Genomic DNA, 13,160 nt, shown 5'->3' on the forward strand with positions numbered 1-13,160 from the left:
CGCGGCTACTGCCAGTGGCGGTGCCGCTCCGCGATGGTTGCTAACATCGCTTCGGCCCCGATTTCACCTGCCGGCCGCTCCGTGTGCAGTCGCTGCGCCACAATGTCGAAGCCATGCATCTGGGTCGCCCGTGCCGGGGTAGATGCCCAGATCTGCTCGATCGCCCGCGCCAGGTTTCCCGGGCGCACATATTCGTTGTAGTATTCGGGCACGACCGGCCAGTCGGCAATCAGGTTTGGCAACGACGCCGACCAGGTCTTCACCAAGCTCATCAGCACGCGCCAGATCGCATCCGTCTTGTAGCACGCAACCAGCGGCACCCGCGCGAGCGCGAGTTCGAGCGAGACAGTGCCGGAAGCTGCAAGCGCCGCATCCGCGCGCGCAAAGGCTGCGTACTTGCCCTCCGCATCCTCGATCACGCGCGTCGGCACCGGCCAATCGGCAATCGCCTCATGGACGAGCGCCGCCACCTTCGGGACGGTTGGAATCTCCACCTCGAAGCGGTTGCCGCGTGCGACGAGTTCTTTCACCGTGTCGCCGAACGGGCCAATAAGGCTCGAAACCTCCGCCCGGCGCGAACCGGGAAGCACAAGAAGCGACTTGGTGCCCCAGGCGGGATCGCCTCTTGTCATCTGGGCGGCGGCCGCGTTTCTCAAGCCGGCATCCTGTGTCAGGCGGTGGCCGACAAACGTCCCTGAAGGCCCGCCGAGCCGTTCGAGTTCGCTCGGCTCGAATGGCAAAAGGCACAAGATGTGGTCGATATAGGGCTTCATTTCCACTGCCCTGCCCGGCCTCCAGGCCCACACGCTCGGGCACACATAGTGAACCGTCGGCAGCGACGGCAGGAGCGCGCGCACCTTGCGCGCAACGCGCAGGGAGAATTCGGGGCTGTCGATGGTGATGAGGCAGTCCGGCCGCTCGGCCGCGATCGCCTTGGCCGTCTGGTTGAGCCTGCCGATCAGGCGCGGCAGGTCCTTGACCACGGCCGTCACGCCCATGAGCGCGATCTGTGATCCGTCAAAGAGCGAATTCAGCCCGCGCCGCTCGAGGTGCCGCCCGCCGACGCCCACGAGCGCGATCGGCCGGCCGGTCAGGCGCGCAATCGCGTCGACGAGATCGGCCCCGAGCAGATCGCCCGATTCCTCGCCGGCCACGATGGCAATCTTCAATGCCTGCATCAATCGTCACCCTTCAGGCCATAGATGAAGAGGCCGTGCGCCTCGGCGCGCGCCACGGTCGTTGCGAAATCCAGAATGAAGGCCCGCTCCGCATCGAGCGCGATACCCTTCAATCCGGCCGCAAATGCGGCATCGACCGTGTCGGGTCCGACTGCCGGCAGGTCAGCCCGCAGATCCTGGTCTGGCTTGGCGCATTTGACGAGCGCGCCGCCGCTTCGTCCGGCAAGCCGCCCGTGCCCACGCATGCCTGCAACGCGTTCGATCAGCCCCTCGGTTCCCTCGATGCCTTCGAGCGCGACCGCCCGCCCACCGATCGCGATTGCCGCCTGCCCGATGTCGAGAGCGCCGATGGCGCGGGCTGCTTGCGCCGCAGCTCGAATATCGCGCAAGTCGGCAGCCGAGGGCTTGGGGCCTGCAATCGGCCCTACCCCTGCAAGAAGGTCGGGCGCCAGTTCGTGCGCGCCGACGACCGTGATGCCGTGTGCTTCCAGATGGCCGATGATTGTCCGCAAGAGCACGTCGTCGCCGGATGCGAGCGCCCGGACGAGCCGCGGAAGCATGGCAACCAGCGCCCACGACCATCGGATCGCACTCAGCGCCGGCCGACGTGCCACCCCGCCCGCCATGACCACGCGCTCGACGCCGGCCGAGTGCAGCATAGGCACGAGCCGGCCGAAATCCTCCACACGCAGCCAGCCATGGTCATGGCCGGTAAAGAGCGGCAGAGGCTCCGCCTCGCCCTCGATCAGGATGATGTAGGGCCGGACGCCCCGTGCGTTGAGGCTCTCGATGATTTCGACGGGCAGGCGTCCGCTGCCAGCGATAAGGCCGATCCGCCCCCCTTCTCGATCAGTCCTCGTCATCGGTATCGACGCCGCGATCGCTCAGGGCCGGCACCGTGAAGTAGCGCTTTCCACGCGCCTGCAGGAAGGCGAGGATGTCTGCGACGGCGGGTGCATGCCCATATTCAGCGGCTACGAGCGGAATGGCTTCGGCAAGCGTCCGCCCTGGCGCGAACAGCATCTTGTAGGCTGCGCGCATCTCCATCAATTCGGCGCGCGAATAGCCGGAGCGCTTGATGCCGATGACGTTCAGCCCGCGCAGTTTCGCCCTGTCGCCAACCGCCATGCCATAAGGGATAACGTCGCCCACGACGGCGGCATAGCCTCCGATGAAGGCGTGGTGCCCGACCCGCACGAACTGATGGACGGCGGCAAGCCCGCCGATCGTCACGAAATCACCGATCTCGCTGTGCCCGCCGAGCGCCGTGGAGTTCGCCATGGTGACATTGTCGCCGACGATGCAGTCATGCGCGACATGGGACTGCGCCATGAAATAGCCGTTCGCGCCGACGGTCGTCGCGCCGCGCGACGTATCGGTGCCCAGATTGAAGGTTACGCCCTCGCGGATTTCGCAGTTCGATCCCACCGTCAGCGTGGTGCGTCCGCCCTTGTGGCGTACGCTCTGCGGTGGCCCGCCGAGAACGGCATTCGGCCAGATTCGGCAGCCGGCACCGATCGTCGTCGCGCCCAGCACCGTTACGTGCCCAGCCATCCGCACCCCATCGCCGATCTCGGCATCGGGCCCGATATGGCAGAACGGCCCGACATGAACGCCAATGCCCAGCGCGGCGCCAGGCTCGACGACCGCGGACGGATGGATGAAGGTCTCGTCGGCCATGGCGTCAGCCCTGCTTGGCCGACATCATGGCGGAAATCTCGGCTTCGGCGACCTTGGCGCCATCGACGATGGCCTCGCAGCCGAAACGCCAGATGTTGCCACGCTGCTTCAGCTTCTTCACATGCATCTCAAGCCGATCGCCAGGCACCACCGGCTTGCGGAACTTTGCGCCGTCGATCGTCATGAAATAGACCAGCGAAGGCGTGGTTGCGGCGGTCTTGTTGATGCAGATCGCGCCAGCGGTCTGCGCCATCGCCTCGATGATCAGGACACCGGGCATGACCGGGAAATCGGGAAAATGGCCGGTAAAATGCGGCTCGTTCATCGTCACGTTCTTGAGGCCGATGGCCGATTCGTCGCCATTGATCTCGATGATCTTGTCGACAAGCAGGAACGGATAGCGATGCGGCAGAAGCTTCAGCAGTTCCTGAATGGTCAAAGTGTCGAGCGTGGTCGAATTCGCGTCAGTCATCGCCGCCTTCCTTGGTCTTTCGCGAGCCGGATACGAGCTTGCGGATGTAGGTGACTTCACGGAAGAAGTCTTTCATCGGCTGGGCCGGCATGCCGCCCCAGCGCCCGCCCTCCGGAATGTCGTGCATCACCCCGCTGGCGGCCGCAACCGCGGCGCCGGTGCCGATCGTGACGTGATCTGCAAGGCCAACACGCCCCCCCAGCATCACATAGTCGCCGAGCGTCACGGAGCCGGACAGGCCGCAATGCCCGGCGATCACGCAGCCGCGCCCCAGCCGCACATTGTGGGCGATCTGGACGAGGTTATCGATCTTGGTCCCCTCGCCGATCACCGTGTCCGACATCGCTCCGCGATCCACGGTCGTGTTCGCGCCGATCTCGACGTCGTCCTGGATGATCACGCGACCGATCTGCGGCATCTTCTCCGGACCGCGCGGTCCGGTCACGAAACCGAAGCCATCCTGGCCGATCTGTGCGCCGCCATAGATCAAGACGCGATTGCCCAGGAGCGCGAACTGCACCGACGCGTTCGGTCCGATGAAGCAATCGCGGCCAACGCGGCAGTTGCGGCCGACGACCGCATTGGGCGCGACCACCGTACCGGCGCCGACATGCGCACCAGCGCCAATCACTGCGCCCGGCTCGATCACCGCGCCGTCCTCGACATGCGCCGTCGGATCGACGAAGGCCCGATCCGAGATGCCGGTTTCCGAGGTCAAGGGGATTGGCTTGGCGGCCGATGGAAAAAGCAGCCGCCCGACCGTGGCGAACGCATACTGGGGTTTGCGCGAAACGAGAACGGCAATGCCGGCGGGCACCTGATCGGCGACATCGGCGGTGCACAGCACAGCCGTTGCCTTCAGTCCCGTCAGATGATGCGCGTTGCGCTTGCCATCGACGAAGACGAGGGCGCCGTCGCCTGCTTCCGACACGGGCGCAATCCGGTTCACCGGTGTCTCGGCGTAAGCGGCATTGGCGAGATCCGCGCCTGTCAGCGCGGCAATCTCGCCAACCGAGAAAAGTCTCGCCGGCTCAAAGAAGAGCGGATCTGTCATTCATGCCTGCACTTTCGGGGCGTCACCCGCCCCGAAAAGCGTCTCGCCCCTTAGAATCGGGTCGAGATGCCGAAGCTGAAATTCTGGACGTCGTCGGTGTCTTCCTTGGCGACCGGCACCGCGTAGTCCACGCGGATCGGGCCGAAAGGTGACGCCCAGAGGATGCCCGCACCAACCGAGGCGCGCAGCGCTGCGTCGGTTCCCCCGACATTTGTCGCGCCGGCAATTCCACCCGGGAAGCCGTGCAGTGACGCAGCATCGGCAAACACCGCACCGCGCAGACCAAGGCTTTGCGGCAGAGCCGGGATCGGGAACTGCGCTTCAGCCGAGGCGTGGAAATATGTCGTTCCACCCAGATGATCGCCGGTCACCGTATCGACCGGCCCGATCCCGTTGAAATCGAAGCCACGAATGATGCGGTCGTTGGAACGGAACAGGTCGAACACGCGCAGGCCATCATCGCCGAAGCCCTCGATATGGCCTGCACCCGCCGTCAGGACGCCGACGAGGTCGAGTTCTTCGGAGAGCGTGCGATAGTAGTTGCCGCGCGTCGTGAACTTCACCCAGTTCGCATCGCCCCCAAGACCGGCAACTTCTGTCGTGAACGACGCATAGAAGCCGTCGCGCGGGTTCTGCATGTTGTCGATCGTGTTGTAGACGAGACCACCACTGACCGACGACTTTATCCACGGGCTCTGCGATTCAATTGCGCTCTGCAGAACGGGCGAGATGTCGCACAGCGAAGGATCGAAATTGCCGGCCGCATCCAGGCAGCCATCGCGATAATCATAGGATTCACGCGTGTAGTTGTAGGCAAGCTGCGTGCTCAGCGCTTCGGTGATCGGCAGGCCAAAGCGGATCGTGCCGCCATCGACCTGGCTTTCATAGGTGTCGAACTCTCGCGTCTGGCGGAAGATGTCGAAACCGGCCGCAATGCGGCGTCCGAGGAAGTAGGGCTCGGTAAAAGACAGCGAGTAATCGCGCGAATCGCGACCGCCCGAAGCGGCGACGCGGATGAACTGGCCGCGGCCAAGGAAGTTGCGCTCGCTGACCGAGCCTTCGACCGAGACGCCAGAGCCCCGATTGATCGTCTCGCCGGTCGAATAGCCGGCACCGATCGAGAACTCGCCGGTCGCCTTCTCGACGACCTCGACCACGAGCACGACCTGGTCGGGCTGCGAACCGGGCGCGGTCGCGATGTTGACCGATTCGAAGAAGTCGAGGCGCTCGAGGCGGCGGCGCGCCCGCTGCACCATGATCTGGTTGAAGGCATCGCCTTCGCTGAGATCGAACTCGCGGCGTATGACGTAGTCGCGCGTGCGGGTGTTGCCGCGGATTTCGATCCGCTCGACATAGGCACGCGGGCCTTCGTCAACCGTGTAGACGACGTCGATTGTGCGGGTCTCGAAGTTGCGGTTGCCGCGCGGCGTGACCTGCGCGAACGCATAGCCGGAACCTGCAACGTCCTCGGTCAGCCCGACGATCGAGCTTTCGACGTCGGCGGCGTTGTAGATTCCGCCTTCCCGCGTATCGATGCTGCGACGGTAGGTTTCGGCGTCCACACCGGGAATCGAGCTCTCGATGGCAACATTGCCGAACGTGTAGCGCTGGCCTTCGTCGATCGTGAAGACGATCGAGTACTCGTTCGTCGCTTCGTTGAACTGCGCATCGGACGAGAGAACACGGAAATCCGCATAGCCGCGATTGTAGTAGAAGCGGCGAAGCGCCTCTTCGTCCGCGCGCAGACGGTCGGCATCATAGATGTCGTTGCGCGTCAGCCAGGACAGGAAATTCGACTGGCGTGTCGATACGACGTCACGCAGGCGACCGTCGCTGAATGCCTGGTTGCCCTCGAAGGTGATCGAACCGATCTTGGTGCGGTCGCCTTCCTGGATCTGGTAGACGACGTTGACGCGGTTGTCGCCGAGATCGACGGTCTGCGCGGTCACGGTGGTGTCGTCACGGCCGACGCGGGCATAGGCCTGACGGATCGCCTCGATGTCGGAGTTCATCGTGTCGGCCGAGTAGGCGCCACGCGGACGAAGCTGCACGGCAGCCGAAAGCGCGTCGTCCTTTACGCGCGAATTGCCTTGGAACAGGACCTGGTTGACGATCGAGTATTCGGAAACCTCGACCACCAGCGTCGAGCCGGACTGGTTGATGCGGACATCCGAGAAAAGTCGCGTTTCGAACAGGCGCACGACGGCGGCGTTGATGTCCGCGCTGTCGAACTGGACCCCGGGCCGAATGCCCAGATTGCCGATTACGGTCTCGTCGCTGACGCGCTGATTCCCCCGGACATCGATGCTGCTGACGACTGCTGCATATGCTGCGCCCGCCCCCGCAAGCTGAACCGCAACCGATCCTGACGCGACGATCGCGGCCGAAAGTGCCATCGCCGACGCGGCGCCTTTGAAACTCGAAGCTGCCTTCATTTGGCTTACAAACCTTTTGTTCTCGTTGTCCCCGTGGCGAGAAGAGACCGGACTGAGCCGCAAAACCCCATACGGTATTAACCGGATTTTCCCTACACGCAAGGCTGCCGGTTAATTTGCATTTACTAAGTCCGAAAGCGTGGCATTCGCGTCACGCAAATTCCCATCCATGGTAAATGGAGCCTGAATTTTCAGGGTGTTGCGCCGTCAGCAGCCGAATATGTCGTTCCAGAAAACGAACGCCATGAAGCCCAGAACGAACAGCATCCCTACCTTGTAGAACCCCTCCATCACCCGTTCCGAAACCGGTCGTCCGCGAACGGCTTCAGCGGCATAGAAGACCAGATGCCCGCCGTCCAGAGGGGGAATGGGCAGAAGGTTGAGGAAACCTATTCCGACCGACAAAAGCGCGATGAACTGCACCACCCACATCGGCCCCATCGAGGCCGCCTGCCCCGACATCTCGGCGATTCGAACCGGACCGCCAAGCTGGCACTTGTCCTCGCGTCCGGTCGCGAAGCGCTGCAGGAAGTGTCCTGTTCGCGCGATGATATGGCCCGTTTCGGTGACCGCCTCGCCGAGCGCCTCGACGGGCCCGTAGGCAATCTGGCGAGGCTGGCCGAGTTCCTCGTTGTTGACGACGCCGATGATGCCGATGCGAATCGTGTTGCCGAGCGCGTCTGTCTGCTCGGAAAGCTCCGGCGTCGCCGTCAGCTCGATCTCCTGCCCCTCGCGGAGCATGACGAAGGTCAGTTCGTCGCCGGCGCGCGCCGAGACGACGCGCTGGACATCGCCGAAGGTCGAGATTCGCGTGCCGTTGACCGAGACGAAACGGTCGCCCGGCTCGAAACCCGCCTCGGCGGCCGGCGTGTCCGGCCGGACTTCGGCGACGGTTGGTTCGGCGACGTAGCGTCCGTAAGCGGCGAACATCACGGCGAACACGGCGATGGTCAAAAGGAAGTTGAAGATCGGCCCGGCAGCGACCGTCGCCGCCCGTTTCCAGACCGGCTGCGTGTGGAACGCGACACGACGCAGTTCTTCGGTCAGTTGCGCGGTTGCCGATGCATCCGGCTCGCTCGTCACGCTCATGTCGCCGACGAACTTGACGTAACCGCCGAGCGGCACCGCGGAGATCTTCCAGCGCGTCCCCCGCTTGTCTTTGAAGCCGAAAAGCTCGGGACCGAACCCGATCGAGAAGGCCTCAACGCCTATGCCGCACCAGCGGCCGACGAGATAGTGCCCCATTTCATGGACGAAGACGACGACCGCGAGCACCAGGATGAAGGGAACGAGCGTGCCCAGAAGGAGCCCGCCTGTTCCGAATATGCCCGTCAGGAAGTCCAATTCATCGCCCCTTTTAGGTTCAGTCGTAACTCATGTCCGTTGCGGACAAATCGCGGCGTTTCGGTGGCTCCGACGGCAGACCGTCGGTCAAAAGAACGCCAGCGCCGGCCTGTCGGCGTCAGCCAGCACGGCCCCCACCACGTAAAGCAGCAAGCTTGCCGCAACCAGACCATCGACGCGGTCCATCACGCCGCCATGGCCGGGAATGAGCTTGCTCGAATCCTTCACCTGAAAGCGACGCTTCAGCCACGATTCGAAAAGATCGCCGATCTGCGATCCGATCGACAAGGCGAGGATCAGGGCTAGCAGCGCCCCTACCGCAAGCCGCGTCTCCATCATGAAGGCGGCAAACATTCCGAAAACGAGCGCGAAGACCGCACCGCCCGCCGCCCCGCTCCAGGTCTTTCCCGGCGAGATCGACGGCGCGAGCTTCGGCCCGCCGAAGGTCCGACCGACGAAGTACGCCATGATGTCGGTCGCCCACACCACGACGAAGACGAAGACCACCGCCTTCAGGCCCGCGACGTCGCTGCCGCGCAGGAGCGCCAGCGAGAGTGCGGCAAGGCTCGCATAGGCAAGGCCGGTCGCGTTCCACCGCGTCGACCCCAGCATCGGCGCGGCGAAGAAAGCAAGGAGAACGAGCGCTGCGACCATCACGAAGCTCAGCGCACCGCCCGGCGCCGTGAGGACGATGATGCCTGCCGTCGTCATGAGGAGGGCCGACACTTGCCTCTCGGACGCTGTCGTTTGCGCCTTGGTCATCTTCAGCCATTCGTAGAACACGGCTGCGCCGATGCCCGCGCACAACATGCGAAAGGAGAAGCCGCCGACCCAGGTCACGATCAGCGTCACCGCGACCATCACGACCGCCGAAAGAATGCGCAGCCGCAATTCCTTGGTCAGAAACGTCTGGCTTGCCTCGCTCAAGATGACGCCTCGCGCGCCTCGACGGCGCCGAAGCGGCGTTCGCGATTGGCGAAGGAGGCCAGCGCGCGGTCAAGTTCCGCCCGGTCGAAATCCGGCCAGAAGCAGGGCAGGAACACGAACTCCGAATAGGCCGCCTGCCACAGGAGAAAGTTCGAAAGCCTCTGCTCGCCGCTCGTGCGGATGATGAGGTCGGGATCGGGGATGTCGGCGGTATCGAGGGCGCCGCCCAGCATCTCGGGCGTGATGGACTGCGGATCGAGATGCCCATCGGCAGCCAGTTGCGCCAGATGGCACGCCGCGCGCACGATCTCGTCGCGCGATCCGTAGTTGAAGGCGATGACGAGGTTCATCGCCGTATTTTCGTGCGTCAGCGCTTCTGCGTCGGTGATGAGCTGGCGGATGTCCGGCTCCAGCGTGTCGCGCCCGCCGATCATGCGCACGCGCACGCCGTTGCGATGAAGGTCCGCGAGGTCGCGGCGGATGAAGAGCTTCAAGAGCCCCATCAGGTCGCTGATCTCGGCTGCCGGACGCGACCAGTTCTCCGAGGAAAACGCATAGAGCGTCAGCCACTTGACGCCGCTCGCGCCAACATTGCGAACCGTCTTGCGCAGCGCCTCGACGCCAGCGCGATGTCCGGCTGCCCGCGGCAGGCCACGCGCCTGCGCCCAGCGGCCGTTGCCGTCCATGATGATCGCGATATGCGCGGGAGTGGTCACCGGCTCTCCAGTTCCCGAGGCTTCGGGGCGCAGGTCCTAGACCTGCATGATCTCGGCTTCCTTGTCGGCCAGAAGGCCGTCGATCTGCTTGATCGTCTCGTCCGTCAGTTTTTGAACGCGCTCGGACTGGACCTTGGACTCGTCCTGGCTGATCGCGCCGTCCTTCTCGGCCTTCTTGGCGATTTCCATGCCGTCACGGCGCACGTGGCGGGCGGCCACCTTGGCCTGCTCGGTATACTGGTGCGCGATCTTGACGAGGTCGCGGCGGCGTTCTTCGTTGAGCTCGGGCAGCGGGATGCGCAGATTGCTGCCGTCGACGATCGGGTTGAGACCAAGGTTGGATTCGCGGATCGCGCGGTCGACCGCGCCGACAAGCTGCTTGTCCCATACGGAAACCGCCAGCATGCGCGATTCCGGCACCGTGACGGTCGCGACCTGGTTGATCGGCATGGGTGAACCATAGGCCTGCACGACCACGGGATCGAGCAGATTGCTGGAAGCGCGGCCAGTCCGCAGCGATGCCAGGTCATGCTTGAACGCCGAGATCGCGCCGTCCATCCTGCGCTGCATATCCTTGAAGTCAACGCCTTCGCTCATCTTCGTCTCCTCTGCCGGCCGTGCCGGTCCGTCTTTTGTCTGGCCCGTGGCCGGCGTGCCGGCCCGTCACTTTCCGTAAGGTTTGCTGCCTGTCAGGCGTCGGCCACAACCGTGCAGCGCCCTTCCCCGCGCAGAATGGCGCCGAGACCGCCCTGCTCATGAATAGAGTAGACGATTATCGGAATGTGGTTCTCGCGCGCAAGCGCAATCGCCGCCGTATCCATGATCGCCAGGCCTTTGACCAGTACTTCTTCATGCGTGATCGTGTCGAAACGCGTCGCGGTCGGATCCTTCTTGGGATCGGCGGAATAGACGCCATCGACCTGCGTGCCCTTCAAAAGCGCGTTCGCACCGATCTCCGCTGCACGCAGCGCGGCAGCGGAATCGGTCGTGAAGAAGGGGTTGCCGGTCCCGCCGGCGAAGATCACCACCTTGCCCTGGTCCATGTAGGCCGTGGCCTGGCGCTGGGAAAAGCTTTCGCAAAGCTCCGGCATGGCGATTGCCGACAGAACGACGGCATCGACACCGAGCTTGATCAGGGAGGTGCGCAGCGCCAACGAGTTGATGACCGTCGCGAGCATGCCCATGTGGTCGCCCGTCACGCGGTCCCCGCCCTTGGACGCCACCGCTACACCGCGAAAGATGTTGCCGCCGCCGATCACCACCGCGACCTCGACCCCCATGGACCGGGCCTCGGAAATGTCAGCGGCGATCTGGTCGACGATGGAGACGTCGATCCCGAAGCCCTGCGATCCCATCAGGGCCTCGCCCGATGCCTTGAGAAGGATGCGCTTGTATCGCGGGGCCTGGCTCATGAAACTCTCTTCTCGCAGTGATTGGGATCGAAACCCGGTGTCAGATACATGAAAGGGCACCGCCGTGTCACCCGGCGATGCCCTTCGTTTCTGTGCAGGAAGGCGTCTTACTTCTTGGCGACCGCCGCAACCTCGGCTGCAAAGTCGCTTTCTTCCTTCTCGATGCCCTCGCCGAGCGCGAAGCGCACGAAGCCGGTCAGCTTGGCCGGCGCGCCGATTTCCTTCTCGGCCTCGGCAAGTGCCTTCTCGACGGTCACGTCGGGGTTCATGACGAAGGCCTGCTTCAGGAGCACGACTTCCTCATAGAACTTGCGCATGCGGCCTTCGACCATCTTCTCGATGATGTTCTCAGGCTTGCCCGACTGGCGGGCCTGCTCCGAGAAGACGGCCTTTTCACGCTCGACGGCGGAGGCGTCGACTTCCTCGGCCGTCAGAGCGAGCGGGTTGGTCGCAGCGACATGCATCGCGACCTGGCGCGCGAAGGCCCGGGCCGCGTCCGCATTGCCGGTCGTCTCGATGGCGACGAGCACGCCGAGCTTACCGAGATTGTCGGCAACCGCATTGTGCACATAGGTCGCGACCGCGCCGCTCGAGACCGAGAGCTTGGCCGAACGGCGCAGGCTCATGTTCTCGCCGATCGTGCCGATCGCGTCCTTGATCGTATCGGTGACCGACTTCTCGGCGCCCGCATAGGTCGCCGCGCCCACCGCATCGGTCGAGCCATCGGTCGTCAGCGCGACGTCCGCAATGTTGCGCACGATGTCCTGGAACGCGTCGTTGCGAGCGACGAAATCCGTCTCGGAATTGACCTCGATGACGACCGCGCTGGTCGCGTCGGCGGCAACGCCGATCAGGCCTTCGGCAGCCGTGCGGCCGGCCTTCTTGTCGGCCTTGGCGATGCCCTTGGCGCGCAGCCAGTCGACGGCAGCCTCGATGTCGCCATTGGTTTCGGCCAGGGCCGCCTTGCAGTCCATCATGCCCGCGCCCGTCATGTCGCGGAGCTGTTTGACCTGTGCAGCAGAAATGCTCATCGTCGCCTCTTCGATTTCATCAATTCATAAAATGGCGCGGCGCACCGTGGAGCGTTCCAGGTGCGCCGTTCGCCTCGTCCAAATGAGCGGACGGCCTAGCTGGCCTTGCCTTCTTCAGCCGCGGGCGTCTCGTCCAGGGCCGGCTCGACCGGCGCTTCGGCCGAAGCGCCCACGTCCATGCCCATCGCGCCCTGCTGGCGCGCAATGCCGTCGATGGCGGCCTTGGCGATCAGGTCGCAGTAGAACGAAATCGCGCGAGCCGCATCGTCATTGCCCGGGATCGGGTAGTCGACCTTGTCCGGGTCGCAGTTCGAATCGATGATCGCGACGACCGGAATGCCGAGACGGCGAGCTTCCTGGATGGCGATCGCTTCCTTGTTGGTGTCGATCACGAACATCAGGTCCGGCGTGGAGCCCATGTCCTTGATGCCGCCCAGCGCGCGGTTGAGCTTCTCGCGCTCGCGGTCGAGCGTCAGGCGCTCCTTCTTGGTGAAGCCCTGGGCCTCGCCGGCGAGCAGCTCGTCGAGCTTGCGCAGGCGCTGGATCGAGTTCGAGATCGTCTTCCAGTTGGTGAGCATGCCGCCCAGCCAACGCGAATTGACATAATACTGCGCAGAGCGCTCGGCCGCGTCGGCGACGATTTCCGACGCCTGGCGCTTGGTGCCGACGAACAGCACGCGGCCGCCGCGGGCAACCGTGTCCGAAACGATCTTCAGCGCCTGATTGAGGAGCGGAACCGTCTGCGACAGGTCAATGATGTGAATGTTGTTGCGGGCGCCGAAGATATAGGGCGCCATCTTCGGGTTCCAGCGGTGGGTCTGGTGGCCGAAGTGAACACCAGCTTCAAGAAGCTGGCGCATGCTGAAATCAGGCGTAGCCATCGTCATTTCCTTTTCCGGTTGGCCTCCACG

13 protein-coding genes are annotated in these 13,160 nt (G+C 64.1%); all 13 read right to left on the reverse strand.

Features of this window, described 5'->3' with window-relative positions; all coding sequences use genetic code 11:
- Positions 1 to 5: 5 nt before the first annotated feature.
- Positions 6 to 1,178 carry a lipid-A-disaccharide synthase gene (locus GTK01_RS01960; RefSeq protein WP_252924164.1) on the reverse strand — a complete coding sequence of 391 codons (1,173 nt, stop codon included), beginning with the start codon at positions 1,176 to 1,178 and terminating at the stop codon, positions 6 to 8.
- Positions 1,178 to 2,041 (reverse strand): LpxI family protein, encoded by an 864-nt coding sequence (locus tag GTK01_RS01965; protein ID WP_252924165.1) that lies wholly within the window; start codon positions 2,039 to 2,041, stop codon positions 1,178 to 1,180. Before GTK01_RS01965 ends, GTK01_RS01960 begins: the two co-directional genes overlap by 1 nt.
- Positions 2,028 to 2,858 carry an acyl-ACP--UDP-N-acetylglucosamine O-acyltransferase gene (gene lpxA / locus GTK01_RS01970; RefSeq protein WP_252924166.1) on the reverse strand — a complete coding sequence of 277 codons (831 nt, stop codon included), beginning with the start codon at positions 2,856 to 2,858 and terminating at the stop codon, positions 2,028 to 2,030. The genes GTK01_RS01965 and lpxA overlap by 14 nt, the downstream gene beginning before the upstream one ends.
- A gap of 4 nt (positions 2,859 to 2,862) precedes the next feature.
- The gene (gene fabZ / locus GTK01_RS01975; protein ID WP_252924167.1) at positions 2,863 to 3,330 is read right to left on the reverse strand and encodes a 3-hydroxyacyl-ACP dehydratase FabZ; all 468 of its coding nucleotides are present in this window, start codon (positions 3,328 to 3,330) and stop codon (positions 2,863 to 2,865) included.
- The gene (gene lpxD / locus GTK01_RS01980; protein ID WP_252924168.1) at positions 3,323 to 4,384 is read right to left on the reverse strand and encodes a UDP-3-O-(3-hydroxymyristoyl)glucosamine N-acyltransferase; all 1,062 of its coding nucleotides are present in this window, start codon (positions 4,382 to 4,384) and stop codon (positions 3,323 to 3,325) included. Before lpxD ends, fabZ begins: the two co-directional genes overlap by 8 nt.
- Positions 4,385 to 4,434: 50 nt before the next feature.
- The gene (bamA, locus tag GTK01_RS01985) at positions 4,435 to 6,819 is read right to left on the reverse strand and encodes an outer membrane protein assembly factor BamA (RefSeq protein ID WP_252924169.1); all 2,385 of its coding nucleotides are present in this window, start codon (positions 6,817 to 6,819) and stop codon (positions 4,435 to 4,437) included.
- Between the two features lie 207 nt (positions 6,820 to 7,026).
- Positions 7,027 to 8,163: an RIP metalloprotease RseP gene (gene rseP, locus GTK01_RS01990; protein ID WP_252924170.1), complete on the reverse strand. Its 1,137-nt coding sequence runs from the start codon at positions 8,161 to 8,163 to the stop codon at positions 7,027 to 7,029.
- 87 nt (positions 8,164 to 8,250) lie between these two features.
- Positions 8,251 to 9,090 carry a CDP-archaeol synthase gene (locus GTK01_RS01995; protein ID WP_256483333.1) on the reverse strand — a complete coding sequence of 280 codons (840 nt, stop codon included), beginning with the start codon at positions 9,088 to 9,090 and terminating at the stop codon, positions 8,251 to 8,253.
- Complete coding sequence (locus tag GTK01_RS02000) at positions 9,087 to 9,806, reverse strand: isoprenyl transferase (RefSeq protein ID WP_252924171.1); 720 nt, start codon at positions 9,804 to 9,806, stop codon at positions 9,087 to 9,089. Before GTK01_RS02000 ends, GTK01_RS01995 begins: the two co-directional genes overlap by 4 nt.
- Before the next feature lie 36 nt (positions 9,807 to 9,842).
- Positions 9,843 to 10,403 carry a ribosome recycling factor gene (frr, locus tag GTK01_RS02005; protein WP_252924172.1) on the reverse strand — a complete coding sequence of 187 codons (561 nt, stop codon included), beginning with the start codon at positions 10,401 to 10,403 and terminating at the stop codon, positions 9,843 to 9,845.
- 92 nt (positions 10,404 to 10,495) lie between these two features.
- The gene (gene pyrH / locus GTK01_RS02010) at positions 10,496 to 11,218 is read right to left on the reverse strand and encodes a UMP kinase (protein ID WP_252924173.1); all 723 of its coding nucleotides are present in this window, start codon (positions 11,216 to 11,218) and stop codon (positions 10,496 to 10,498) included.
- Positions 11,219 to 11,325: 107 nt separating this feature from the next.
- Positions 11,326 to 12,249, reverse strand: coding sequence for a translation elongation factor Ts (gene tsf, locus GTK01_RS02015; protein ID WP_252924174.1), 924 nt, complete (start codon positions 12,247 to 12,249; stop codon positions 11,326 to 11,328).
- A gap of 95 nt (positions 12,250 to 12,344) precedes the next feature.
- Positions 12,345 to 13,130 (reverse strand): 30S ribosomal protein S2, encoded by a 786-nt coding sequence (gene rpsB / locus GTK01_RS02020; RefSeq protein ID WP_252924175.1) that lies wholly within the window; start codon positions 13,128 to 13,130, stop codon positions 12,345 to 12,347.
- Positions 13,131 to 13,160 lie beyond the last annotated feature (30 nt).

The organism is Aliihoeflea sp. 40Bstr573 (genome assembly GCF_024105655.1).
In the GTDB taxonomy this organism is placed as follows: Bacteria; Pseudomonadota; Alphaproteobacteria; order Rhizobiales; family Rhizobiaceae; genus Aliihoeflea.